Source organism: Natronincola peptidivorans, assembly GCF_900111615.1.
In the GTDB taxonomy this organism is placed as follows: Bacteria; Bacillota; Clostridia; order Peptostreptococcales; family Natronincolaceae; genus Natronincola_A; species Natronincola_A peptidivorans.
In genome coordinates, this window is record NZ_FOHU01000007.1 from 61,551 (window position 1) to 85,035 (window position 23,485).

General features: G+C 37.0%; 25 protein-coding genes. 2 read left to right on the forward strand and 23 right to left on the reverse strand.

Features of this window, described 5'->3' with window-relative positions; all coding sequences use genetic code 11:
• Positions 1-11 precede the first annotated feature (11 nt).
• From BMX10_RS09290 to BMX10_RS09320, 7 genes are all read right to left on the reverse strand, one after another.
• Positions 12-1,034 carry a molybdopterin-binding protein gene (locus tag BMX10_RS09290; protein WP_090442847.1) on the reverse strand — a complete coding sequence of 341 codons (1,023 nt, stop codon included), beginning with the start codon at positions 1,032-1,034 and terminating at the stop codon, positions 12-14.
• Positions 1,035-1,240: 206 nt separating this feature from the next.
• Complete coding sequence (locus BMX10_RS09295; RefSeq protein ID WP_139176409.1) at positions 1,241-1,441, reverse strand: hypothetical protein; 201 nt, start codon at positions 1,439-1,441, stop codon at positions 1,241-1,243.
• 136 nt (positions 1,442-1,577) lie between these two features.
• The gene (locus BMX10_RS09300) at positions 1,578-2,489 is read right to left on the reverse strand and encodes an ArsA family ATPase (protein ID WP_090442854.1); all 912 of its coding nucleotides are present in this window, start codon (positions 2,487-2,489) and stop codon (positions 1,578-1,580) included.
• Positions 2,482-3,369 carry an ArsA family ATPase gene (locus BMX10_RS09305; RefSeq protein ID WP_090442856.1) on the reverse strand — a complete coding sequence of 296 codons (888 nt, stop codon included), beginning with the start codon at positions 3,367-3,369 and terminating at the stop codon, positions 2,482-2,484. The genes BMX10_RS09300 and BMX10_RS09305 overlap by 8 nt, the downstream gene beginning before the upstream one ends.
• A gap of 2 nt (positions 3,370-3,371) precedes the next feature.
• Positions 3,372-3,674 (reverse strand): arsenite efflux transporter metallochaperone ArsD, encoded by a 303-nt coding sequence (gene arsD, locus BMX10_RS09310; RefSeq protein WP_090442858.1) that lies wholly within the window; start codon positions 3,672-3,674, stop codon positions 3,372-3,374.
• A 49-nt stretch (positions 3,675-3,723) separates the two neighbouring features.
• A complete protein-coding gene (locus BMX10_RS09315) occupies positions 3,724-4,092 on the reverse strand; it encodes an ArsR/SmtB family transcription factor (RefSeq protein WP_090442861.1) in 369 nt (122 codons plus the stop codon).
• A 134-nt stretch (positions 4,093-4,226) separates the two neighbouring features.
• Positions 4,227-4,625 carry an arsenate reductase ArsC gene (locus tag BMX10_RS09320; protein ID WP_090442864.1) on the reverse strand — a complete coding sequence of 133 codons (399 nt, stop codon included), beginning with the start codon at positions 4,623-4,625 and terminating at the stop codon, positions 4,227-4,229.
• Between the two features lie 432 nt (positions 4,626-5,057).
• Between BMX10_RS09320 and BMX10_RS09325 the strand changes: the two genes are divergently transcribed.
• Positions 5,058-5,705, forward strand: a complete 648-nt coding sequence (locus BMX10_RS09325) for a PHP domain-containing protein (protein ID WP_090442867.1) — start codon at positions 5,058-5,060, stop codon at positions 5,703-5,705.
• A gap of 54 nt (positions 5,706-5,759) precedes the next feature.
• Here BMX10_RS09325 and BMX10_RS09330 read toward each other — a convergent pair whose 3' ends face one another.
• The 5 genes from BMX10_RS09330 to BMX10_RS09350 form a co-directional block, all read right to left on the reverse strand.
• The gene (locus BMX10_RS09330) at positions 5,760-7,022 is read right to left on the reverse strand and encodes a BPG-independent phosphoglycerate mutase family protein (protein ID WP_090442870.1); all 1,263 of its coding nucleotides are present in this window, start codon (positions 7,020-7,022) and stop codon (positions 5,760-5,762) included.
• Entirely contained in the window at positions 7,019-7,822 is an 804-nt protein-coding gene (locus BMX10_RS09335; protein ID WP_090442873.1) for a hypothetical protein, read from the reverse strand. Before BMX10_RS09335 ends, BMX10_RS09330 begins: the two co-directional genes overlap by 4 nt.
• A gap of 222 nt (positions 7,823-8,044) precedes the next feature.
• Positions 8,045-8,899, reverse strand: coding sequence for a metal ABC transporter permease (locus BMX10_RS09340; protein ID WP_090442876.1), 855 nt, complete (start codon positions 8,897-8,899; stop codon positions 8,045-8,047).
• Between the two features lie 20 nt (positions 8,900-8,919).
• The gene (locus BMX10_RS09345) at positions 8,920-9,666 is read right to left on the reverse strand and encodes a metal ABC transporter ATP-binding protein (RefSeq protein WP_090442879.1); all 747 of its coding nucleotides are present in this window, start codon (positions 9,664-9,666) and stop codon (positions 8,920-8,922) included.
• Positions 9,667-10,665 (reverse strand): metal ABC transporter solute-binding protein, Zn/Mn family, encoded by a 999-nt coding sequence (locus tag BMX10_RS09350; protein WP_090442881.1) that lies wholly within the window; start codon positions 10,663-10,665, stop codon positions 9,667-9,669.
• 190 nt (positions 10,666-10,855) lie between these two features.
• On the opposite strand from BMX10_RS09350, the gene BMX10_RS09355 reads away from it, so the two are divergent.
• Entirely contained in the window at positions 10,856-11,866 is a 1,011-nt protein-coding gene (locus BMX10_RS09355) for a YeiH family protein (protein ID WP_170834758.1), read from the forward strand.
• A gap of 91 nt (positions 11,867-11,957) precedes the next feature.
• On the opposite strand, the gene BMX10_RS09360 is transcribed toward BMX10_RS09355, so the two are convergent.
• The 11 genes from BMX10_RS09360 to cls all read right to left on the reverse strand — a co-directional run bounded on the left by BMX10_RS09360 (position 11,958) and on the right by cls (position 23,442).
• Entirely contained in the window at positions 11,958-12,320 is a 363-nt protein-coding gene (locus BMX10_RS09360) for a DUF1667 domain-containing protein (protein ID WP_090442887.1), read from the reverse strand.
• Positions 12,321-12,323: 3 nt separating this feature from the next.
• Complete coding sequence (locus BMX10_RS09365) at positions 12,324-13,589, reverse strand: NAD(P)/FAD-dependent oxidoreductase (protein ID WP_170834759.1); 1,266 nt, start codon at positions 13,587-13,589, stop codon at positions 12,324-12,326.
• Positions 13,590-13,624: 35 nt separating this feature from the next.
• Complete coding sequence (locus BMX10_RS09370) at positions 13,625-15,082, reverse strand: NAD(P)/FAD-dependent oxidoreductase (RefSeq protein WP_090442890.1); 1,458 nt, start codon at positions 15,080-15,082, stop codon at positions 13,625-13,627.
• Positions 15,083-15,331: 249 nt separating this feature from the next.
• A complete protein-coding gene (gene glpK, locus BMX10_RS09375) occupies positions 15,332-16,834 on the reverse strand; it encodes a glycerol kinase GlpK (RefSeq protein ID WP_090442894.1) in 1,503 nt (500 codons plus the stop codon).
• A 161-nt stretch (positions 16,835-16,995) separates the two neighbouring features.
• A complete protein-coding gene (locus BMX10_RS09380) occupies positions 16,996-17,331 on the reverse strand; it encodes a Lin0368 family putative glycerol transporter subunit (RefSeq protein WP_090442897.1) in 336 nt (111 codons plus the stop codon).
• Between the two features lie 32 nt (positions 17,332-17,363).
• Positions 17,364-17,738, reverse strand: a complete 375-nt coding sequence (locus BMX10_RS09385; protein ID WP_090442900.1) for a Lin0368 family putative glycerol transporter subunit — start codon at positions 17,736-17,738, stop codon at positions 17,364-17,366.
• A 130-nt stretch (positions 17,739-17,868) separates the two neighbouring features.
• Positions 17,869-18,435 (reverse strand): glycerol-3-phosphate responsive antiterminator, encoded by a 567-nt coding sequence (locus BMX10_RS09390; RefSeq protein ID WP_244272686.1) that lies wholly within the window; start codon positions 18,433-18,435, stop codon positions 17,869-17,871.
• Between the two features lie 425 nt (positions 18,436-18,860).
• On the reverse strand, positions 18,861-19,844 hold the full coding sequence (locus tag BMX10_RS09395; RefSeq protein ID WP_090442905.1) for an acyl-CoA dehydratase activase: 984 nt from the start codon (positions 19,842-19,844) through the stop codon (positions 18,861-18,863).
• Positions 19,819-20,928: a CoA protein activase gene (locus tag BMX10_RS09400; protein ID WP_090442908.1), complete on the reverse strand. Its 1,110-nt coding sequence runs from the start codon at positions 20,926-20,928 to the stop codon at positions 19,819-19,821. The genes BMX10_RS09395 and BMX10_RS09400 overlap by 26 nt, the downstream gene beginning before the upstream one ends.
• The gene (locus BMX10_RS09405; RefSeq protein WP_090442910.1) at positions 20,900-21,880 is read right to left on the reverse strand and encodes an acyl-CoA dehydratase activase-related protein; all 981 of its coding nucleotides are present in this window, start codon (positions 21,878-21,880) and stop codon (positions 20,900-20,902) included. Before BMX10_RS09405 ends, BMX10_RS09400 begins: the two co-directional genes overlap by 29 nt.
• Before the next feature lie 59 nt (positions 21,881-21,939).
• Complete coding sequence (cls, locus tag BMX10_RS09410) at positions 21,940-23,442, reverse strand: cardiolipin synthase (RefSeq protein ID WP_170834760.1); 1,503 nt, start codon at positions 23,440-23,442, stop codon at positions 21,940-21,942.
• Positions 23,443-23,485 lie beyond the last annotated feature (43 nt).

Genomic DNA, 23,485 nt, shown 5'->3' on the forward strand with positions numbered 1-23,485 from the left:
AAACTTCCTCCTTAGCACTTACCAAAATGACAATTAGGGAAATTGCATACATTGCATTTAAGACATTGTCCCCCATAGCCCAAACTTATTATATCTCTTTTCACGATTTTTTCTCCAGCGAATATTCTAGGCAATAATAGATCAAATACCGTATTATGGGCAAACATTACACAACCTGGAAGACCTAAGACAGGTGTATCCCCTAAATAAGACATTAACAGCATCGCTCCTGGTAAAACTGGTGTTCCGTAGGAGATGATATCTGCTCCAGTAGATTTAATAGCTCCAGGCGTTTTATCATCCGGATCCACCGACATGCCTCCTGTTACGATGATGAACTCTAGTCCTTCTCTTTTATACTCCAGTATCGCTTTTTTGATAATTTCCATTTCATCAGGTACAATGGTCTTTTTAACTATTTTAGAATGAAATCCCCTCATCTTTTTTTCTATAACAGGACCAAATGTATCCTTGATCCTTTCTTTGTATACTTCACTACCGGTTATTATTAAGCCTACTGTAAGTTCGTTAAAGGGCTTTACCTCTATCAGGCTACCCCTTCCTTTTAATACTTTCTTAATTTCTACTATTTTCTTCTTCTTTATTACTAGAGGAATAACTCGGCATCCCCCTAATAACCCGTCCTTTTCAATAACACGATTCCCATGTATGGTGGCAAGACATATATCTCCTAAGTTGTTGATTTCGTAAAGTAGCTCTTTATCTATTTTTAACAACCCTTTTTGTTTAGCTATAATATTAATTTTCCCTTCATTGGTGTCGCTAAAACATACTCCATCGCCGCATACTAACTCTCCTATTATTAATGCCGCTTCATCCTCATGAAGTTCATCCTCCTGCAGCTCCATTGCATAGATATGCTCTTTCCCTATTCTCAAAAGTTTTTCTATATCCTCTTTTTTGATTACATGTCCTTTTCTAAAAGCCGCACCTTTAAACTCTCCTGGTACAATTTCTGTAACATCATGACCTATAACCATCCCTATTGCTTCTTGAGTTTTAATCCTTCTCATTGAATTCCCTCCACTCTCTTTTTAGGGTAATTATATTATTTCAAAATAGTACTGTTTTCATATCTACACAAGTATATATGTGCATTTGAGATGGCATAAAAATATAGAATCATTTTCTATTTCTTAGCATTATATTCCTTCTTTAAAGTATTTGCAAAGCCATTATTAGGCTGTTGAAAACCTACAATGGCTTTGCTCCTTATTGTTTAAATAAATTTTTTTACCTCTAAGTAGAGTCTATTACTATCTAATCCTCCAGCAGAAACAGCCTTTTCATTAATAAAGGTTATGGGTAATGGATATCCCTTCTCCAAAGTAGGTCTAGCATAGTCATAGGACTGTATGTCAGCCTCCATTAAATCTACGAATTCTATTTCTAATTGGTCCTTTAGATCGGTAGCTTCCATAGCCTTCACAAAATCTTTATAAAGATCTCCTATGGTTTGTTGTTGGTCCTCACCAGAACCGCAGCTTGTGCTGGGGCCTCAGCCGCAAGCTGCTTCAAATGGTTCATCCTTTACTCCAAAAACCTGTACTTTTACTTTACTCATTTCTATCCCCTCCATCAAATATTTTTTTTCCTATTTCAATTAACATTTCTAAACCCTTTATTTCGTCTTCAAACATTGGTACCTTTAATAATTCAGCATCTTCAAAAGTATTATTAATTTCTTCTATATATTCTAGCTGCATAGCTCTACGCTTTTTATAAAAAGGAGTCAAAGCCTGCTCCTCTGGTATAATTAGATTTGCCACCACTAGCTGGGTTTTTATATCTAAGGTTTCCAGTTCTTTAGAAGCTCTATAAGCTTCTATGATAGGGGTCTTTTCTGGGTACATAACAAAGGAAAAGGTAGTTGTTTTTTTATCCTTCATCATATCCAGCACCTTATCAAATCTTTCTTGTTGCTTCTTATCCTCCTCTGTCACATTTGTAGAGGCACCAGCCTTTAATTGAATCTGCTTACTCCAATCCATTGGCAGTTCCAGCAGCCTCAGGGTATGACCTGTAGGAGCTGTATCAAAGATAATTACTTGAAAATCATCCCTGCTAGCGAAATCCACAAATTTTTGAAAAGCGGCCATTTCCTCAGTACAAGGAGAATCTAATTCCTCCTTCATAGCCATAATGGTATGCTGATCAAATTTTCCTTCTGCATCCTGCAGCACCTTCTCTTTATAAGCTTGGGTAGCTTTCTTTTGATCAATTTTTACTGCATATAGATTCTCTAACCCATCTATTTTTGTGATTTCATCTGACACCGGTTTATCTAATACATTTCCAATATGTGCAGCAGGATCTGTTGTCATTAGTAGTGTTTTATATCCTTTTTTTGCTGTTTCTACTGCTGTAATACAAGCCATAGAGGTTTTTCCTACCCCTCCCTTACCAGAAAAGAAAAGATTTTTCCTCTCACCGTTTTGAGGGTATATTACAGTCTGTAGCCTATTCATTTTTATCACTTCCTACAAATAATTTACTTCCGCATTTTCTAAACATCTCTAAGCCCTTTAACTCAGCATCAAATAGCTCCATGGTTTGTATCTTTATACTGTTAAATATACTATTAGCTTTTTCTACATAATTTAATTGTCTCTCATGTTTCTTTTTAAAGAAAGGATTAATGGTTTCCTCTTTAGGGATTAGACCATTTATGATAACTCTTGTTGTTTTTATGCCAAGCTCCTGTAAATCATTAGAGGAACGTATGGTTTCCTCAAGAGAGGTTTCCTCAGGCTGCATCACAAAAACAAAATCTGTTTTGTGAAAATCCCTTAACTTACTAATAGCATCATCATACTTTTTTTTGCTATCTTCTATCAATGCCACAGGGCCCATACAGGTTTGCCCGCTGCCTTTAGCACTTTCCTCGATATGCTTGCTCCAATCTACAGGTAACTCTAACAGTCTTATGGTATGCCCCGTAGGAGCAGTATCAAAAATAACCACCTCATATTCATCTGTATCCATAAAATCAATAAACTTATCAAAGGCTGCCATTTCTTCTGTACAAGGTCCACTTAGCTGCTCCTCTGCCACCTTGATAAGATCTTCATCAAATAATTCTCGCATAGGGGCTAAAGACCGCTCCTTATACTCATCTGTTGCTTTATCTGGGTCTATTTCCATGGCAAATAAGTTATCTAACCCTTCAATCTTTGTAATTCTATGACCAATTTCCTGCTGAAAGACATCCGATAGATTAGCGGCAGGATCTGTTGTAACGATTAATGTCTTTTTTCCCTCATCTGCATAATGGACTGCAGTGGTGGAAGCCATAGATGTTTTTCCTACCCCTCCCTTACCGGAAAATAGTATGAATTTTGTTTCCAAATCTACTCAACTCCTAATTCTTTTTGTAGTTCTTCTAGTGTTGGATATTCACTGTGCTTGATAACTCTCCCATTGACTACAGTGATAGGCAATATCTCTCTTCCTTTTTCCTTTACCAGCCTATAAACCTCTTCATACTCTCTAAATTTTAAAGGCTGTTGCGTAATCATATACCTTTCTACCTCGAAGCCTTTTTTCTTTAAAATATCGATGTTTTCTGTTACCTTTACCAATTTTTCGTCAACACTTGGTCCACAGATCCCTGTGGGACAGCACATTGGCGGATCAAAAAATTCTACTTTCATTGTATTTCCTCCTTAATGTTATTGAAGTTTATAGTTACTATTGAATCCTTCACTCTATATCAAATAGGTTAATATTTTGCTTTATATCCTCACAGGTACCATTGTTTTCTTTAAATTTTTGCAGCCTTTCCGTATCTCTTCTATACTGCTTTTTTAGTATCTCAGCTAGATAATCATATAGCAGCTTATGTTGTCGGATAAATTTACTATCTATTTTATAATATACCCACTGAGCTTTTTTTTCATAGGTAATGATACCAGTGCTTCTCAATTTATTTAAATGTCTTGAAGCATTTGATTGGGTAATTCCTAATACAGCTTCAATCTCACAGACGCATAATTCTCCCATGATTAATAAATTTATAATCCGCCCTCTAGTTTCATCTCCTAAAGCTTTAAAAATATCTATCACATTCATTTTATCATCTTCTCCTTATCATTATATTCATCTATAATCATATAGTATTCATTCTTTTCTTATTTGTCAACATTTGATTTAAAATAAAATAAGAGCACATCATTTAATGTGCCCCCTTTGTTACAAAACTAGTATCATCCATTATTTTTTACTCTTTTGATTAAGTCCTCTACCTTTTCTTTTATGATATCCCTTGTTTTCCTATAGTCTTCTATTGGTCCACCTGAGGGATCTTCTAATCCCCAATCCTCACTATGACTGCAGGGTATAAATGGACAAACTACATTGCATCCCATCGTAATAAGAAAATCTACTTCCTCTGGTATATCACTTATCAGCTTGGGATAATGTTCACTCATATCCACTCCTGCTTCCTCCATCACTTGGACTGCTCCAGGCTTTACTTCTGGGTAGTCCTCTGTGCCTGCTGAGTATACCTCTAATACATCACTACCTAGTTTTTTTGCCCAACCTTCTGCCATTTGAGATCGACAGGAATTATGAACACATACAAAAGCAACCTTTTTCTTCATGATAACATACCTCCAAATTCTCCAGCCTTTTTTTATTATGATACTTTTTTCCCATAGCTATTATATCTAAACAATTTATTTTATATAATCTCAATTGTATCACCACATGATTCTATGTCAATTCCTTCCTCCATCATTTTACTTAAACTTAACAAAGTAACGTATATATACATAACCAAATGGAAAACCGCAGACCTGTGTGTTTCAAAATTGTGCTTAATCACTAACTATTTATATTATGCAAATAAAAAAATGTATATTTTAACTTCTTAGATTGGACATCTCTATATTTATTAATTATAGACATTTTCTATAAGAAACCAAATATCTATTAAAATATTTAATTTGATGGTAGAATAAGGATAGGCTACAATAAAAACTAGAGACATATACTATGTCTGCAGGCCATTTTCTTCATAAGGAGTTATAAAAATGATAATTGATATTCACATACATGAAAAAACCTATTCTGATGACAGCCTTCTATCCCTAAAGGAAATTATACCTCAAGCAAAGACAATGGGCTTAAACGGTATATGCATTACTGACCATGAAAGCATGGATATCGCCGACGAAGCCTATAGGCTTTCAAGAGAAGAAAATTTTCTTGTTTTGGTCGGGGCTGAGATCCTAACCTTTGAAGGGGATATGCTCGTTTTTGGATTACAGCAGCTTCCTAAAGAGATGATTCATGCAGCGGAGTTGATGGATATTGTCAAAAGGAATAAAGGAATTGCCATCAGTGCTCACCCCTTCCGCCAAAATAATCGAGGTATAGGATATAACAATAGAAAATTGCAAGGATTTTGGGGTATAGAAGCCTATAATGGAAGTACACCTCCCCACCATAACTTGCTGGCTCAACAGCTCTCTATGGAGCTTAATCTTCCAGCCCTAGGTGGAAGTGATGCCCATCACCTTCAACAGGTAGGCAAATATGCAACAAAATTTCCTGATGGTATTCGTGATGAACAGGATCTAATTCAGGCAATCATGGCTAGAGAGGTTTCTCCTGTAGCCTTTAGCAATGGTGTTTATCAGTCTATAAACTCTGTCAACACCTTTAATAAAGCAGTTTAAACAATATAGTCCCTCACCTTATTAATTTAAGTGAGGGACTTAATTATTACTATTTTATGGTTTTAGTTTTTTTATAGTTTTAGGGATATGATTTAGCCTTCTGCCACCTGGACGAAAGTTATAGAAAAGGGCTTTATCTGTGTAATTTAATACCATCTGCATTAAGTCATTACCCGTCATTCTGATACTTCCCTTAGTACAGCTTCTTTCACCAAAGCTGGCTACTTCGTCTACCCTCACATTTTTTCCTGCAAACATTATAGGTATAGCTTCGCCTGAATGAATCATGCCCCCGCTGCTGGGGGTAGTGTGATCTCCTGTCACGATCACCAGCATCTCTTGTTTTTTAACCGCCTCTACCAATGGCGCTATTTGTTTGTCTATTTCCTCAAGGACCTTTACCTTGTTGAAAGGATTTTTTGTGTGGGCTGCTTCATCTGGTTCTTTCGTATGTAAATGAAGGAATTCAAAGTCACTGTTTAATGCTGATCGAACTCCTTCCTGGAAGCTATTATAAGGAATATACTCCATGCCTAAAAGTTTTGCTATCCCATACATTAGCCTGCTGGCTCCGACAATAGCGCCCTTCATGCCATGCTTATCCTGAAAAGATAATAGGTTTGGTTTTTTACCTGCCCATTTTGTCAAAAGAAAATTAGCTGGTTTCTTTCCTTCCTGCACTCTTTTCTTATTTACTGGGTGATGCTTTAGCTGACGATAGACTTTCCTTAGATAAGTATTTATTGCCTGAGCTGTAATATAGGCTTTTTTCTCCTCTGTTTCAAAGGCCTCTACCTCCATCACATAGCCATCATCATAAAAAGGATCGCTATCAGAAATGGCTTCGCTAGCATTGTCTCCCTTTAAAGTCAAAACTCCATGAGGTCCAACGGAGTATTGCCAACAGAAGTAAATACCATCAATCATAGGTGGCAGCATGTCTTGCAGTTCCACTACTTCCTCCTTGGTTAGCTGACTGGTCCAACGTTCTTGGATGAATAGTCCTTCCTCTTCCTGCACTGATGCCCAAGAGGTAGCCAAATAGACGGCATTTTCCTCCACCTGAATATCCCTAGATAAAGCATTGATGATACCCCTCCCAGGGAATTCTCCCATGTCATAGCCAAAGAGGCAAAAATGAGCAGCTTCAGTACCCAAAGGCACACCTTGCCGCCAAGGAATCATCATACCAGTTTCCGCCATAGAGCATAGATTATCAAGGTTGGGTGTATAGGCAGCCTCAAGAGGAGTTCTCCCTCCCAACGCCTGCTGAGGTCGATCCCCTAAACCATCCAAAAGCAGCAGAATTGCTTTCATGCTATCTCCTCTATTTCCATGATGATTTTCACCATATCTACCTTACTGGAATCTTCTTTATTGACGATCAACTCTCCCAGTTGGATACATAGAGGCAATAAATAGCTTTCCAAAAAAGCCCTTACCTTCTCTTCATCATAGAGGGCTGTCCCTTCTATATCTCGATAATTCCCACTATAAATGCAATCAGGATGATTATCTCCCTCCTGCCAATTCCATCCGATTAGTCTTTCAACCTCTTCACCCTTATCCACATGTCTCAAAGGCATCAATAATTCTACCCCAAAATGTCTTGTAACTTCTTGATAGATATCAAGACAGCTCCCCAGCTGATTTACCTTCACTCTCCCATCATGATTTTCTCTTTCACCCGAAATGATTTTCCTTCCCAGCTTCAGAGCCATAGGGACCCGGAGAAGATGAAAGTATGCATGACATCCAATGCATGGTGTATAGAATCCAAATTTTCTATTAATCACTTCAACAAATCTGCCATTGATGATACTCCATAGATCAGGATTACTATAATAGATAAGAGGATGAATTTTTTTGTTATCTCCATATAGTGTCTTTACCCTTTCTACCATTTGCAGATAATTTTCTTCAAGACTTGTAGGATCTCCATACTCTGTAGCAGCAAAGGAGGCCACTGGAAGGATATCATTAATACCATTATCCTCCAATGCCTTTAGTATGGCGGCAACACTATCTCTTCCTGAAAACTCTCCAATGACTGTCTCCTTGGGTAATGCTTCCAGTATTTGCTGTATCTCTTTATCCTTGGTATTTTCTTTAATCAAGTGATATTCCCCCCTTTATATCTTGCAATTACTGTCATTCTATACTCCGTAAGATCCTTCGCTATTCCTCAAGATGACACCGGTTACAACCCTCAGATTTTTTTAATATCAACATTTATCATTAACATAGCTTAATATTTAACCACAGATTTTAGTAGGATTTTGTATTTAAAAGAACCTTATTCTCTATTATAAGGTTCTTCCACAATAAGAATCAAGTCATTATTTCTCTAGACTCTCTACTTTTGCACTTTTCGTAGATTTTGCTATGGTAAAGCTTTGTTTAAAACTTTTTAGTGTCACTACCACAAGTAAAATTCCGATGCTAGAAACTACAATGGTTCCTCCTGGGGCTAAGTCAGCATAAAAGGATGTAGTAAGACCAGTTAAAACAGCAATCAATCCAAAGACAAGCGAGTATAACCAGGCACTTTTAAAGCTTTTTGCAATTTGTAGGCTAGTAGCTACAGGGACTATCATTAGAGATGACACCAGTAAAATCCCTACGATTCGCATAGAAACTGCAATAGTAACAGCTATTAATATAATGAAATACAGATTCAACCCTTTTACTGGTACTCCTGATAAAGCTGCTGTTTCTTCATCAAAGGTAATATAAAACAATCCTCGATAAAGAAAAAGTATAGATGCCAATATGAAAAGGCTTAAAAATACTACTAAAAGAATGTCTCCTTCAGAAACCAAAGCAATACTACCAAATAGATAGCCAAATATAGCTGCGTTTCCACTTCCTAAACTGATTAAAATTGTGGCAACTCCTATACCCGCGGATAGTACAATGGCAATGGATAGTTCCGCGTAATCTTTATAGGCCTTTCTTAGTTTTTCAATCCCCAGTGCTGCTAGAACCGAAAAAATTAAGGCAGAATAAACTGGATAGAAGCCTCCCAGCATACCAGCAGCTACTCCAGCTAAAGCCACATGAGATAAAGTATCCCCTATCATGGACAACCTTCTCAAAACAATGAATATTCCGATGCTAGGACATATCAATGCTACCATGATCCCTGCAATAAATGCCCTTTGCATAAAACTATAGGTTAAAATCTCTGGCATATTTCTCTTCCCTCAGTTCTTTAATGTCTATGGTGTAATAGCTTTGCTTTTTCACCATAGACACTTTTAATATATTCTTCTTGATTAAAGGTTTTGGAATCATGGGTAAATACTTCTTGATTACCAAGACAAGCAACCCTATTGGTATGCTCTGTAATAACACCCAAATCGTGAGATACCATAATCAATGTGATCCCCATTTCTCTGTTGAGTTTATCCATTAAAGTATAAAATTTATCCTGTGAGGCTATGTCCACACCCACTAAAGGCTCATCCATAAAAATAACCTTGGGGTTGCTAATCAGGGTTCTTGCAATAAAGACCCTTTGCTGCTCCCCCCCAGACAAAGTACCAATAAGTCTTTTTTTGTAATCTGTCATATTAACAATTTCCAAAGCCCTATCAATTTTCTCATGATGCTTCTTCCTTAGAAATTTGAAAAATCCCATCTCATAGTAGAGGTTTGCAGCTATAATTTCTTCTACTGTTGCAGGAAACCCAACATTAAAATTTCGTACTTTCTGAGAAATATATCCTATTTTTTGCCAATCCTTAAACGCTTCTATGGGCTGTCCCATAATAGATATTTCTCCCTGCTGAGGTTTTAATAGCCCTAGCAATAGCTTGACTAATGTACTCTTTGCAGAGCCGTTAGGACCCACGATTCCCATGAAATCACCATCACAGATCGTAAGCTGTGCATCCTTTAAAACTGGTACTGTATCATATTGAAAGGACAAATTTTTAACCTCTACTATTGTTTTCATCTACTTCACCAAAGCTTTCTTTAAGGTTTCCAGATTTTTATACATAAGAGAAACATAATCCTCACCCGCTTCTCTAAGCTCCTTCGTTAATCCTTCCATATTGTATAATATCAATGGTTTTAAATCTGCTTCATTAGCCAAAACCTCTGCTGTTTTAGGGTTAGCTAGGACTTCAAAAAATATATATTCCAAATTGTTTTCCCTTGCCTTTTTTGTTAACTCAGCTAATCTTCCTGGACTTGGTTCAGCATGGGGAGAAACCCCAGCAACAGCTATTTCCTCTATACCATATCTATTAGCTAAATACCCAAATGCAGAATGGGAAACCAACATTTTTTTCTCCTGAATATTCTCCAACGCTTCTCTAAAAGCTTTATCTAATGCCTCTAAATCCTTCTGGAACATGCTGAAACTTTCTTCATAGTTATCTGTATTCTCAGCATCTATTTTAACAAAAGCGTCTTTAATCTTCTCCGAGATATCTTTTGCATTGATAGGATCTACCCAAATATGTGGATCATACTCTCCTTGGTCGTGATGGTGGTGATCCTCATGATCATGGTGGTGATGATCGTGATCATGATCATGGTCATCAAATTTAATCAGTTCTAATCCTTCACTGGCCTCTATAATGATGACATCCTTATTCTTTAGTATCTCTAAAACGCCATCAACCCAAGGTTCCATCCCTAGTCCATTATAGATAAATACATCTGCGGCTTCTATATCAGCAATCAATCTTGGAGAGGGCTCAAAGCTATGGGGGTCTGCTCCTTCAGATACCACTACCTGTACATCTGCTAAATCTCCGCCTACTTTTTTAGCAAAGTCATAGAAGGGATAAAAGCTAGCAAACACTTTAATTGGGTCCTTTTCTATTATTTCTGCTGCTATCTCCTGAGAGTCTTCTTCCTCCGTTGATGCTGCAGGAGTGCATCCTGTAACTACCATAGTTAAAATCATTAAAAATACGCCATATTTTAGTATTGTTTTTTTCATATCCTTACCTCCAATTTCTTAAATGCAAGTCTTTTGCATTTATAGTATTATTATATCCTTTTCTCCCTAAAGTAAACCCCTTCATGCAAATTATTACCAACTTCTCCATCTCTTAGACTTTACTTTGGATGCTCCTTCACTTAGAATGAAATGAGACTTCATTTAGAAGATATTTATAGGAGGGTTTCTGTTGCAAAAAAATATCAAAGGACTTATATTTACCATATTCATAGCAATATCTGCTACCATCACCAATCGTTATCTATTTGCTTTTATAGAAACATTAACCCTTGGAATTCTTTTCGCTATCATATGGAGAAATACGGTAGGAATAAGAACTGGTTATATTTCTGGTGTTAGTTACGCTGCAAAAGAAGTTCTTAAATGGGGAATTATTCTACTTGGCCTTCGTCTGAATTTTGTCACTCTATCTCAGCTGGGAGCCAGAGTCTTTGTTATAGTACTGACAGTGGTTGTCTTTGGACAGGCGGCTGCTTATTACTTAGGAAAAATCTTTGGTTTAAACAAAAAACTAGCTGTTCTTTTAGGTATAGGCTCCTCTATATGCGGCACTTCTGCTATTGTAGCTTTAGGACCTGTTATTGATGCAGGGGAAGAGGACACTACCATGGCCGCTGCTATTATCAGTATCATGGGAACCTTTGGGGTAATTATTTTTTCTTTTCTAGCTTTCCTTCTACCACTATCAGACATGGCCTTTGGGGTTTGGGCGGGAACCACCTTGCAAAATGTTCCTCATGCTATAGCAGGCGCCTTTGCACGTGGTGAGGCGGCAGGTGATGCAGGCACCTTAGTGAAAATGGGTAGAGTTGCACTATTGGCACCTACTGCCATTGTTTATAGCAGTATTTTTCAACAGCATGCCCATGACAAAAAGAAAAAAGCTAGAGTCCCCAGCTATGTTATTGGATTTCTTGTAGTAGGAATAATAGCTTCCCTCAATAATTATTTTCACTTGTTTCCTTGGAATTTTCCCATGGGCTCTTATGAAATCAATCTTTTTCAGATCCTTAGAGACTTAGGTAACTGGTTTGTTTTGATTGCTATGGTGGGGATGGGCTTGCAGGCAGATATCCGCAGCTTTAAAGCTGCTGGACTTAAAGCATTTGTCAGCTGTAGTCTATTATTTGTAATGATATGTATTTTCGGGCTGAGTTTAATAATCTTATTAAATCTTTAGAATACAAAACCATGTAATCTTTTCATTACATGGTTTCTTAAATTCAAGCTTTATTATGAACAGCCTTTATGATTCCCTTTCTCTCCTTGACCTACATGCTTCTAGAAGCGGTGATATCTACACCTGTATCCAATATATTGGCGATGATCACATCCCCCATCTTAACTGGTGCCTCAACCTCTACAGCGTTAATCTCCTCCATACATTCCTTTATGAGATATTTTGATATAACGCCATTGGTTTTTACTGGCAGCCTTTTTAAGTGAGCCCCCTTAATTTTCACAGTAGATGTTAAAACCCTAGTGGGGTTGGTAAATTCGTTGATTCCATACTCTTCTCCTCTTGGACACTTGTATCCTTCTATTTTGTATTTTCCTTCGGCTTCATCAATGGCTTCTATCTCCAGCTTGCATCCCAAAGGACAAACAATACATACCATTTCCTTACTCTTCATAGCTTATGCCTCCTCATTTTGAATTTCTACCGTGATTTTTTTAACCTCTTGTCCCTTTAAAATATGCATCGGTACCTTCACAGTTTCCATTTCTGCCGGCGTTGAAAAGACTTTCTTTATCTTTTTTATGGGTTTATCATCAGCTTTAACCACTATATGAATATCCTTATATATTTTATCTACTCTCATAAATAAGCTTAGTGCATTCTCAATATGATCCAATTTTATTCTTTGAGGAACTACATAACCTATACCTGTGCCAGCTTGGGTATAAACCTCTATACTATCTGAATGCAGCTGATTCTTTACATACTTAGCAGCGCTTTTTCCTGCCCTTTGACTTTCTTCTGTCACCCAGTCAACGATATCATGTACATGCACAACATTGCCGCAGGCAAATATACCTTCAGCCGAGGTTTCCATAGATTCATTGACTATAGGCCCTCCAGTAGCATCATCTAACTCTATTTCAGCACCTTTAGATAATTCATTTTCTGGAATCAAACCCACCGACAATAATAAGGTATCACATTCCACATATTTTTCTGTTCCAGCAATAGGTCTTCTGTTCTTATCTGTTTGTGCTATGATTACGCCCTTCAATCGATCCTTCCCCTCGATGCCAACAACTGTATGACTTAGTAGCAGTGGAATATTATAGTCTTCTAAGCATTGTACGACGTTTCTTGTTAATCCAGCGGGATAGCTTCTTCTGGCTAATACACCTAGAACCTCTGCTCCTTCTAAGACCATTCTTCTTGCCATAATAAGTCCAATGTCGCCAGTCCCTAGAATAACAACTTTTTTACCTACCATGTATCCCTCCATATTGACGAAGCGTTGTGCAGTTCCTGCCGTAAATACACCTGCAGGTCTTGAACCAGGAATATTGATCGCTCCCCTTGTTCTCTCTCTACATCCCATTGCAAGGACAATTGCTTTTGCGTCAATATCCATCAAACCATCACTGGTATTTATAGCTGTTACCTTTTTATCCTTTGTTATACTTAAGACCATCGTGTCCAGCTTATATTCAATACCCATTTCTTCTAATTCTATAATAAATCTTTCAGCATATTCCGGACCAGTTAATTCTTCTTTAAATACATGCAATCCAAATCCGTTGTGAATACATTGCTGTAGAATTCCTCCTAATTCTCTATCTCTTTCAATCACCAATATACTATCTATGCCATTTTTTTTGGCTTCTATGGCGGCGGCAAGTCCTGCAGGGCCTCCACCTATAACGACAACATCATAGTGCAACATAGTATTCCCCTCCAGTTTCCTTTTAATATCAATGATTAAGCCTCCTGCAATTGGACTTGTGGTTGTTTTGTAGCCTCTGTTAAAATATATGAATTCTTTCCGTCCTTTACTATTTCATTTATGTTTATATTCAATTCTCTTGCAAGGATTTCCATAACCCATGGACTGCAAAAGCCTCCCTGACATCTTCCTGAGCCTGGACGGGCTCTTCTTTTCACCCCATCAACTGTGGTTGCACCGGCATTTCTTTTGATAATGTCTACAATTTCTCCTTCAGTAATATTTTCACATCTGCATATAATCCTCCCATATCGTGGATCCTTCTCTATCAACTTCATCTTTTCTTCATCCGATAAGGCTGCAAACTGTACAGAGGGTCTGCGATTTGGCCTAAAATTCTTATTTATATTGAATTCACCAGCAATATCCTTTAATAAATTTACAACATATTCAGCGATAGCTGGGGCTGCAGTTAATCCTGGTGAATCAATGGCTGCTACATTAATAAACCCTTTTGCTCCTTTTGATTCTTCTATAATAAAATCCCCAGAAGGTGTTTTGGCTCTTAAGCCTGAAAAAGATGTAATCACCTCATTAAACCTTATTCCCTTCACAGATTCTTTTGCCTTTTCCTTTATAAAACCCATTCCTTCCTTACTGGTATCAAGAGCATCCTTACTGTCTACTGCTTCAGCATTTGGCCCTACTAGAAGATTATAATGAACTGTAGGTAAAACAACCACGCCTTTTCCATGTTTTGTAGGACATTGAAAGACAACAGTATTCACATGTTTGCCAGAGTTTTTGTCAAAAAGCTGATATTGTCCTCTATTAGGAATTATTTCAAAAGTAGGTGTGCTTACCATATTATGTATAGCGTCAGCAAATAATCCTGCTGCGTTAATTACATATTTTGTCTGAATCTCTCCACTTGCTGTAATCAGTCGGTAACTCTCCTCTAGCTTCTGAATATCTTTAACTTCGCTATTTAATCTTAACTCTACACCATTGTCAACAGCATTTTCTGCCAAAGCGATTGCAAACTCCCATGATCCTACAATCCCAGCTGTTGCTGCGTATAATGCCCCGGCTATATTATCACTCAAATTACTTTCTAACTTCTGTGCTTCTTCTTTACTCAGTATTTTCATATCAGGAACCCCATTGGCTTTCCCTTTCGCATATAACTGCTCTATTGTCTCCATGTCTTCCTCTTTAGTGGCTACTACTAAGGAACCTATTCTTCTAAAGGGCACCTCCAGCTCCCTACATAATTTCTCATACATCTCATTGCCTAAGACATTGAATTTTGCCTTTAATGTTCCTGGCTCTGCATCATAGCCTGCATGGACAATCCCACTGTTTGCTTTTGTTGTACCATTAGAAACATCATTGTCCTTTTCTAACAAAATAACTTTTAAATCATATTTCGATAATTCTCTAGCTATATTACTTCCTATAATACCAGCCCCAATAATAGCTGCATCGTACATTTTTATTCCTCCCTTTCCTTTCAGAGAAAGAATTCCATGATTTTTTTGTAAGCTCAAGAAAATAAAAGGGAGCCATGCTAATCATACCTATTTCCCAATAGATATATTTTCATGGCTCTCCATATCTCACCCATAATATTAAGTTATTATTCTTCACGTTTAACATAGACATCTGGTCCTATGAAGATACTATTACATATTATCTATCTTTTTTCAATGATTAACTTTCTCTATATCTCCTGCTTTTTCCTATTCTTCTAATTCCCACTTAAGAGCTCGGTTAACTGCTTTCTTCCAGCCTTTATAGAGTTTTTCTTTGTTTTCATCCTCCATAACTGGAGCAAACTTTCTCTCAACTGCCCATTTCTGAGCTATTTCTTCTTTACTATCCCAGAATCCAACCGCTAATCCTGCAAGATAGGCAGCACCAAGGGCTGTAGTTTCTGTAACCTCTGGTCTGTCAACCTCAACACCAAGGATATCAGACTGGAATTGCATTAAGAAGTTATTGGCAACAGCTCCGCCATCTACCTTTAATGTTTGAAGTTCAATTCCTGAGTCCTCTTGCATAGCCTCTAGAACGTCTCTTGTTTGATATGCAATGGATTCTAAAGTAGCTCTAATAAGATGCTCAGCTTTAGCTCCTCTTGTTAAGCCCACAATTGTACCTCTGGCATACATATCCCAATAGGGTGCACCCATACCTACAAAGGCAGGTACCATATAAACGCCATTTGAATCTTCTACCTTCGATGCAAGATACTCGGTCTCTTGTGCATCACGAATAATTTTTAGCTCGTCTCTTAACCACTGAACAGAAGCCCCCGCTACGAATATACTTCCTTCCAAAGCATACTCAACTTTACCATCAGCACCCCATGCTAGAGTAGTTAATAATCCATTGTTTGATGGTACAAATTTGTCTCCAGTATTCATAAGCATAAAACATCCTGTACCATAAGTATTTTTTGCCATGCCAGGTTCAAAGCACGCTTGACCAAACAAAGCAGCCTGTTGGTCTCCAGCAGCACCAGCGATTGGTATTTCAGCGCCACCAAAGGTTTGAGGATCTGTATATCCATAAACTGCGCTAGAAGGCTTAACTTCTGGCAGCATTGCAGCTGGGATATTTAATTCAGCAAGAATTTTCTCATCCCACTTTAATTCCTTTATATTATAAAGCATTGTTCTTGAAGCATTTGAATAATCAGTTACATGTACTTTTCCTCTTGTTAGATTCCAAATTAACCATGTATCAATGTTTCCGAACAATAATTCGCCTTTTTCTGCTTTTTCTCTAACTCCTTCTACATTATCAAGGATCCACTTAACTTTTGTTCCTGAGAAATAAGCATCTATCACAAGACCTGTATTGTCTCTAATATAACCTTCTAATCCTCTAGCCTTTAATTCATCACAAATACCAGCGGTTCTTCTACATTGCCAAACAATAGCATTGTAGACAGGCTTTCCTGTGGCTTTTTCCCAAACTACTGTTGTTTCTCTCTGATTTGTAATGCCGATGGCTGCTATTTCACGAGGGTCTGCACCAGTTTTTTCTAAAACTTCTCTAGCTACACCACTTTGGGAACCCCATATTTCCATTGCATCATGCTCTACCCAACCGGCCTTTGGATATATTTGTGTGAATTCCTTTTGTGCTACACCAGCTATTTTGCCATCATTATCAAATATTATTGCTCTAGAACTAGTTGTGCCTTGATCTAATGCTAAAATATACTTTTTTTCCATGTTTTCTCCCCCTTTTAAATTTGTTTTTTGAATGTACCTATAAATAGTATTCATATTGTTTTTGTAAGTAAAGAATTTCTTAGTAGTAGAATTGTAATTTTTGATTAATGAAAACCCCGCTAGTGTATGTTTACAATATCATTTATCATAGTAGCTTTTGATTAAATCATCATTGAAAGTATTAATCCTCCAATTGTCCCTCCGACGATGGCAAAGAAAGCATTTACTAAGCCTTTTCCTACATTGTCACCTGATAAAGCAGAAGCTACGAATAGTCCTGAAAATGCTGCAAAAGCCATGTCTACCCAAGCAGGCCCTGTTTGATACATCAATCCAACACCATGGTTCAGGGTCCAGGAAAGACCAACAATGAATCCAGCCGCCATATAGCCTCCTGCCATCCCCCATTCGTCTACCATTTTACCCCAAACTAATCTTATTAAAAATGGAAATATGAAACCTCCTGCCATAGTGGTAATCGCTAATGGTAAGGTCATTTTCTTTTCCTCCTCTCTTTATTATACTATTTTTATGCTGATTCTTCAGATGCTGCTGCTTTTTGCTGTTCTATATGCTTTTCTAGTTTGAAAGCAGTAAATCCACCAATCATTCCACCGATTAATACAAAAGCAAGTGTAGGTATAGATGCAATACCAGCTCCAGCACCTTGCTCAAAAACTACTCTCATAAAGCCAACTGTGCCAATGCCTAAGGCCATATCTACCCAAGCCCCGTCATTATTGTGAATGCCAACGTAATGATTGACTACCCACATGGTTCCAATAATAACTAGCCCAGCTAACCAGCCTCCAATAATGCCCCACTCAGCTGCAAAGGCACCCCATACAGTCATAACAAACATTCCAGCTATGGCTGTTCCAACAATAGTTCCCACATGTTTCATTTTTTCTCCTCCCTTCAAGAATTTATAATACATAGAGAATTACGTCTCTATTGTATTTCCTAAAAAAGTGCCATTCTATCCTTAAATCAATATTCATGCTTGTGTTTTGAAACAAGTTCTTCTGATTTTGCTACATATACCAAACCTCTTCTTTACTTGTGGAAATCGCCATGGCTCCTGCCTTAACAGATTGTATAGCGTCTTCTTTATTTTGAATTAGGCCGCCAGCCACTACAGCAGTACTAGTTTTTTCATGCACTGTTTTTATGATTTTAGGCATAATTCCTGGAAGCAGTTCCACTGCATCTGGTTTTGCAGAATGAATAGTTCTTATAGCTGTTTCCAGTGATAAAGAATCTAATATGAATAACCTTTGTATTGCAAAAATCTCCATTTCTTTGGCAATCTTAATTAGGCTGCTTTTTGTCGTTATGATTCCATCTGGTCCAATTTTTTCATTTATATACTTTAAAGCCATCATGTCTTTTGAAAATCCTCCCATCAAATCCAGATGTACATAGATATGCTTGTTGGCAGCCTTTACTGTATCAACAATTTCCTTTAAATTTAAAATATTACCTACTAGTAAAAAGATTATTTCTGAAGGGGATTCTATTGCCATCTGTAATTTATCTAAATCATTTACCGCTGCAATAATTGGATTATCCTGAGCCTTATGAAAAAAATGTTTTATCACCATTTATCCCCCTTATTTTCTTGGATCGTAAACATTTACCAAGAATTAAGCTCCTTTTCTTCCTGTGTTTCTCTTGTTTTCAGTCTTATCATTCTATGATTTTGCCCATTAAGTGTATGAATTTCTTGTAAAATATCAATTTCTTATATTGAAAAAGCTCTAATTATAAATGTTTCTTAAAGGTTTTTTCTTATATTAAAATTAGTTGTCCATATTGCTTCTAGTGCTATATCTTATGCTGTTATATCTTATTTTTAGAACAAGAATATAAAGATATTTTTAATGAATCATAATTTTTCTTAATGATGATTATTTATCTCCTGCAACTCCTCATAAAACCCACTAGTTCTTTGAAACTAGTGGGTTTTCCAGAAAGCAAACAACAAAAAACCTCTATATAGCTTTTTTATATAGAGGTCTAGATATCATGCCAGTTTTTCAGTTTCATTCTTCAATGCATTGTTCCATTTACCGCATTTATCTCCCCAACGGGCCATAATCCTACCATCCTGGTATATCTCTATTACCTCACACATATTGGCACAATCCTGGCATTCGATTCCCTTCACATTGTATCCAGAGTTGATGATTTCAAAACCGTTAAAGCTTGTTTGAGGATTTTTTACTGCATTCTCTTTTGCCAGTAGACAGCAGCCTATGGCCCCCATCACCTCATGGTGGGGAGGAACAAACACTTCCATTTCCAATGCTTCCTCAAAGGATTTCTTTATACCCACGTTGGCAGCTACTCCCCCTTGAAAAACAACAGGTCCTAAAATTTCTTTCCCCTTTGAAAGATTGTTCAGGAAGTTTCTTACTAATGCATCACACAGACCTTTAATGATATCCTCTTGATTATGTCCCAACTGCTGTTTATGAATCATATCCGACTCTGCAAATACAGCACACCTGCCAGCAATTCTAACTGGGTTTTTAGATTGCAGTGCAATTTCTCCTAGATCCTCTATTTCTATTCCCATTCTAGCTGCCTGTCTATCTAAAAAGGAGCCTGTTCCCGCTGCACATACAGTGTTCATAGCAAAATCACTGATAATATTGTCTCTTAATAAAATTATTTTTGAATCCTGTCCCCCTATTTCGATGATGGTCTTCACACCATCAACAAAGCTTAAAGCTGCTATACCGTGGGCAGTAATTTCATTTTTAACAACATCCCCACCAACAATCATAGAGGCCAAATGCCTTCCACTTCCGGTGGTCCCCACTCCTTTGATTTTAATATCCTCTTGCAAGCCAGCTTTTATTTCCTTTAGACCTCTTTGTATAGCATCAATAGGCTTCCCTTGTGTTTTTGTGTATACCTTCCCAAGAATCTCTTTATCTTCATCCATTAGCACGATATTGGTACTAACAGAACCAACATCAACACCTAAGTAACAATTCTTCACTTTCCTGTCTCTCCTTTCTGCGCCTTAACAGATCTATGAATGCCTCTAGTCTAGTAGTATATCCTGCCTCTCCTGTCATTTCATCTACGATTAGACACAGGTAAGGGATGTTATAATCCTTTTCCACTGTAGGTAGTATACTTTGGGCAACTATTTCTGGCATACAAGTTAAGGGGTATATTTGTATCACCCCATCAAATTTTCTTCTAGCATATCTTACAGTATAACCTATAGTTTCTCTTGCATGCCCACCAATCATCGTCCTCAAGTAAGGCTTTGCAGCCTTCCTAGTTTTGCCTTCACTGGTGAGCTTTAAAGGGTTCAAAAAAAGATGCTCTGTAAGCCAATGGCTTATTTTTAAAGATTTTTCTATTTCTACCCCCATTTCTCCAAGCTTTCTTTCAACATTAAGGTTTACAAATGGTTCAATAATGGTATAGATTTCCCCTACAATCCCCACTTTTAGAACTTCTCTACTAGGGTCTTCTTCAATATTCATGATGGATTCTTTGATTTCCTTAATTAACTGTGAGGTTTCTTTATAGCCGCAAACATTCCTTACCTCTTGATGAAATTTATCATAATAGATATCTACTTCTCCTATTGTCTTTTGCCTTGGTCTTTTATAGTGTGCCGCTGCATCTAAAGCATCTACCTGGTATAAAACCTGTACTCCCTTTCCTAAAGCTCTTAGAATTTTATATGGATTTCTGGTTTGAGCAAGTTTGTATATACGATTAATAAAGGTTTTATAGTCTCCTTGAGGTGGATCAAAGAGTATGAACTCCATATCATGTCCTAATTCCTTCAATATCTCTTTTTCTAGGATAGAATAATAGCCAAATCGACAAGGCCCGCAGCTTCCCGAAAACACAACAGTGTCAGCCCCATACTTTACACTTTCCATAAGGTTTCCTATATTTACCTTTAAAGGCAGGCAGATGGATTCTGGTGAGTGCTTTGTTCCAATATCTAAGGTGTTATGACTACATTGAGGCGCGATAACGGTATCTACCCCTAATTCCTCCAACATCACTTTTGTAGCAACATATTGATTACCCATGTGTGGAAAGGTTACTTTCATTTCTCTTCCTCCATTCAATCATGTCAATAAAAGCTTCAAGCCGTGTATTGACTCCCGCTTCTCCTGTATGTTCATCAACTGTTATCAATAAAAAAGGCATTCTTCCGTCCTTCCTAGCTTTTCTTTCTACTAACTCCTCTATAATAGAGTCAATTCCACAACCAAAGGAAGATAGATATACAATACCATCTATGGTTTTTGTGTCCGTAAGATGCATGGCGGTTCCCAGCAATTTTCTACCATAGCTCCAAAACATTTTTTTCTCCAATGTATCCGTATGTTGGTTAATGGTAGCATAATCCATCATCTCAGGGGTAATAATCTTGATTCCCATCTCTTCTAATTTATCAATTAAGCTCATGGAGCCGTATTTATCATAGATATTGTAGGAATGTCCCATCACAGCAATACTTATGCCTGATTTATTTTTATACCTTTCACAAAACTCACCATTGATAGGAAGATTGCCTTCCTTCATCCTGGCTTTATAGCTGCTATATTCTTCAACAGCTCTTTTATATGCCCTATGGATAGCAATAGGGTTTTTTGTAACATAGCTTCCGAAGCGATAAACTGTATTCATTAAGTGCTTTCTTGACCGATTGAAATTTATTTCTGTATCAATAATAGGTGGCAAGTCTTTTATAGAATGACTGACCATTTCTGGCAAACCACAGAACTTTGGACAAATGTATTCTTTTTCATAAACACTCATCATCTTTGGTACAAATAGATAATCCACTCGATCTTTTAAATCCAATACATGTCCATGAAATATTTTAACAGGCAAACAGGCTTCATCTACAGTATTTTTTACCCCTTTGTCTAAGATACTTTTATTGGTGGGACTTGATAAAATCACTTCCGCGCCTAACTCCTCGTAGAAGCTTTTCCAAAGAGGATAATAATCATAAAACCACAACCCTCTTGGAATCCCTATTTTTAGATGCATATAATTCCTCCCTTCAACATTTGTATATTATTTACAAAAGAATAGCATTGTATACTTTATTAGGTAAGGGGGATAATGAAACGTCCGATGAGTTCTTTTAATTTTTGAGCAAAAGAAGGATTTTCATAGTGAGCTAAAGTTATTTCTACACTTTTTTCTATGTAGGATAGAAAAGCCTTTTGCATTTCCATGCACAATGCTTCATCATAAATCATAGCATTTAGCTCATAATCCAGGTGTAGGCTCCTTGTGTTGACATTAGCAGAGCCTAAAGATAAAATTTTATTATCTACTAATACTGCCTTTGCATGTAAAAATCCATCCTCATACTGATAGATTTTCACTTTGCTTTTTAGGAGTTTTTCAAAAAAAGACGCGTTTGCCCAGCCTACAATGAATAAATCTGGTTTCTTGGGTACCACTATGTTTACATCTACTCCTCTTAATGATGCAGTTTCTATAGCCTTTAGCATACTATCACTAAGAATAAGATAAGGCGTAGCGATATAAACACTCTCTTTAGAAGAGGCAATCATGGAAAAGTACACTTGACTTATTTCATTCCAATGGGTATCATATCCACTGGTTACCATCTGCATTGGCAGTGTTTCTTTCACTTCTATCGTAGAAAAATTATCTTGGTTTTTTATTTTTTCCTCAGTAACATAGTACCAGTCAGCTAAAAAAATTTTTTGTATCCAATGGGCCCCTTCCCCTTCAATCTTAAAGGCAATATCTTCCCAATTACCAATTGCCTCATTCCTGCCTAAGTATTCATCTCCTAGATTGATTCCCCCTGTGAAAGCTGTTTTTCCATCAATGATAACCATTTTTCTGTGATTGCGATGATTTAGCTTCCCCTTAAGAATAGAAGTAAACACACCATCATAGGCTACCACCTCTGCTCCTGCTGTTTTTAGTTCCCTTATGAAAGTCTTGCCCAAACGTCGGCTTCCTAACCCATCATAGATGAGTCGAATCTCTACACCATTCTTTGCCTTATTTATCAATAATTCTTGAAACTTTTCTCCTATATGGTCATCTCTAACGATGAAAAATTCAATATGAATATGCTTTTCTGCCTGATTCATAGCCTCAATCATCTCATCAAAAATCTTTGTACTATCGTTTAATAGGGTCCCTCTATTATATTGGGTTAGAGGTATACCAGTATTTGCCTCAATCAGTATAGCTATTCCCTCCTGCTGAGGATCCAGCTCTGTCACCTTGTATTCTCTTTCTTTGGTCATCTGCATCAAGTCATCTAAATACCGACTCCTGTTTTCTTGATAATCGTTTAATAATTTTGCATTTCTCCATATTTGTATAGAGGTAAAGCCTATAAAAATAATAACAGCTGCTAAGCTGAAATGAAGGATTTTAATTACTGTAGAATTATTTATATACTTAAGTAAAAGCAAAATAATGGCTAAAATTGCAGTTATCCCTAATGCATAGGGATATATACCTAAAATGATGGGTTCTGGTATAATGACAAAGAGATTATAATAAACAATTGCTAAAAATAGTAGTCCCGTAATTATCATCAATATTTTTATCATGTCATCACATCCTTTAGCTTTACATACCAACATCAATAATATC

What these genes read in the sequence shown, in the direction of transcription:
- BMX10_RS09290 (WP_090442847.1), bottom strand. Translation starts at nt 1,034, where the DNA reads ATGAGAAGGATTAAAACTCAAGAAGCAATAGGGATGGTTATAGGTCAT.
- BMX10_RS09295 (WP_139176409.1), bottom strand. Translation starts at nt 1,441, where the DNA reads ATGGAAGCTACCGATCTAAAGGACCAATTAGAAATAGAATTCGTAGAT.
- BMX10_RS09300 (WP_090442854.1), bottom strand. Translation starts at nt 2,489, where the DNA reads ATGAATAGGCTACAGACTGTAATATACCCTCAAAACGGTGAGAGGAAA.
- arsD (WP_090442858.1), bottom strand. Translation starts at nt 3,674, where the DNA reads ATGAAAGTAGAATTTTTTGATCCGCCAATGTGCTGTCCCACAGGGATC.
- BMX10_RS09315 (WP_090442861.1), bottom strand. Translation starts at nt 4,092, where the DNA reads ATGAATGTGATAGATATTTTTAAAGCTTTAGGAGATGAAACTAGAGGG.
- BMX10_RS09320 (WP_090442864.1), bottom strand. Translation starts at nt 4,625, where the DNA reads ATGAAGAAAAAGGTTGCTTTTGTATGTGTTCATAATTCCTGTCGATCT.
- BMX10_RS09325 (WP_090442867.1), top strand. Translation starts at nt 5,058, where the DNA reads ATGATAATTGATATTCACATACATGAAAAAACCTATTCTGATGACAGC.
- BMX10_RS09330 (WP_090442870.1), bottom strand. Translation starts at nt 7,022, where the DNA reads ATGAAAGCAATTCTGCTGCTTTTGGATGGTTTAGGGGATCGACCTCAG.
- BMX10_RS09340 (WP_090442876.1), bottom strand. Translation starts at nt 8,899, where the DNA reads ATGCCAGAGATTTTAACCTATAGTTTTATGCAAAGGGCATTTATTGCA.
- BMX10_RS09345 (WP_090442879.1), bottom strand. Translation starts at nt 9,666, where the DNA reads ATGAAAACAATAGTAGAGGTTAAAAATTTGTCCTTTCAATATGATACA.
- BMX10_RS09350 (WP_090442881.1), bottom strand. Translation starts at nt 10,665, where the DNA reads ATGAAAAAAACAATACTAAAATATGGCGTATTTTTAATGATTTTAACT.
- BMX10_RS09360 (WP_090442887.1), bottom strand. Translation starts at nt 12,320, where the DNA reads ATGAAGAGTAAGGAAATGGTATGTATTGTTTGTCCTTTGGGATGCAAG.
- BMX10_RS09365 (WP_170834759.1), bottom strand. Translation starts at nt 13,589, where the DNA reads ATGTTGCACTATGATGTTGTCGTTATAGGTGGAGGCCCTGCAGGACTT.
- BMX10_RS09370 (WP_090442890.1), bottom strand. Translation starts at nt 15,082, where the DNA reads ATGTACGATGCAGCTATTATTGGGGCTGGTATTATAGGAAGTAATATA.
- glpK (WP_090442894.1), bottom strand. Translation starts at nt 16,834, where the DNA reads ATGGAAAAAAAGTATATTTTAGCATTAGATCAAGGCACAACTAGTTCT.
- BMX10_RS09380 (WP_090442897.1), bottom strand. Translation starts at nt 17,331, where the DNA reads ATGACCTTACCATTAGCGATTACCACTATGGCAGGAGGTTTCATATTT.
- BMX10_RS09385 (WP_090442900.1), bottom strand. Translation starts at nt 17,738, where the DNA reads ATGAAACATGTGGGAACTATTGTTGGAACAGCCATAGCTGGAATGTTT.
- BMX10_RS09400 (WP_090442908.1), bottom strand. Translation starts at nt 20,928, where the DNA reads ATGAAAGTAACCTTTCCACACATGGGTAATCAATATGTTGCTACAAAA.
- BMX10_RS09405 (WP_090442910.1), bottom strand. Translation starts at nt 21,880, where the DNA reads ATGCATCTAAAAATAGGGATTCCAAGAGGGTTGTGGTTTTATGATTAT.
- cls (WP_170834760.1), bottom strand. Translation starts at nt 23,442, where the DNA reads ATGATAAAAATATTGATGATAATTACGGGACTACTATTTTTAGCAATT.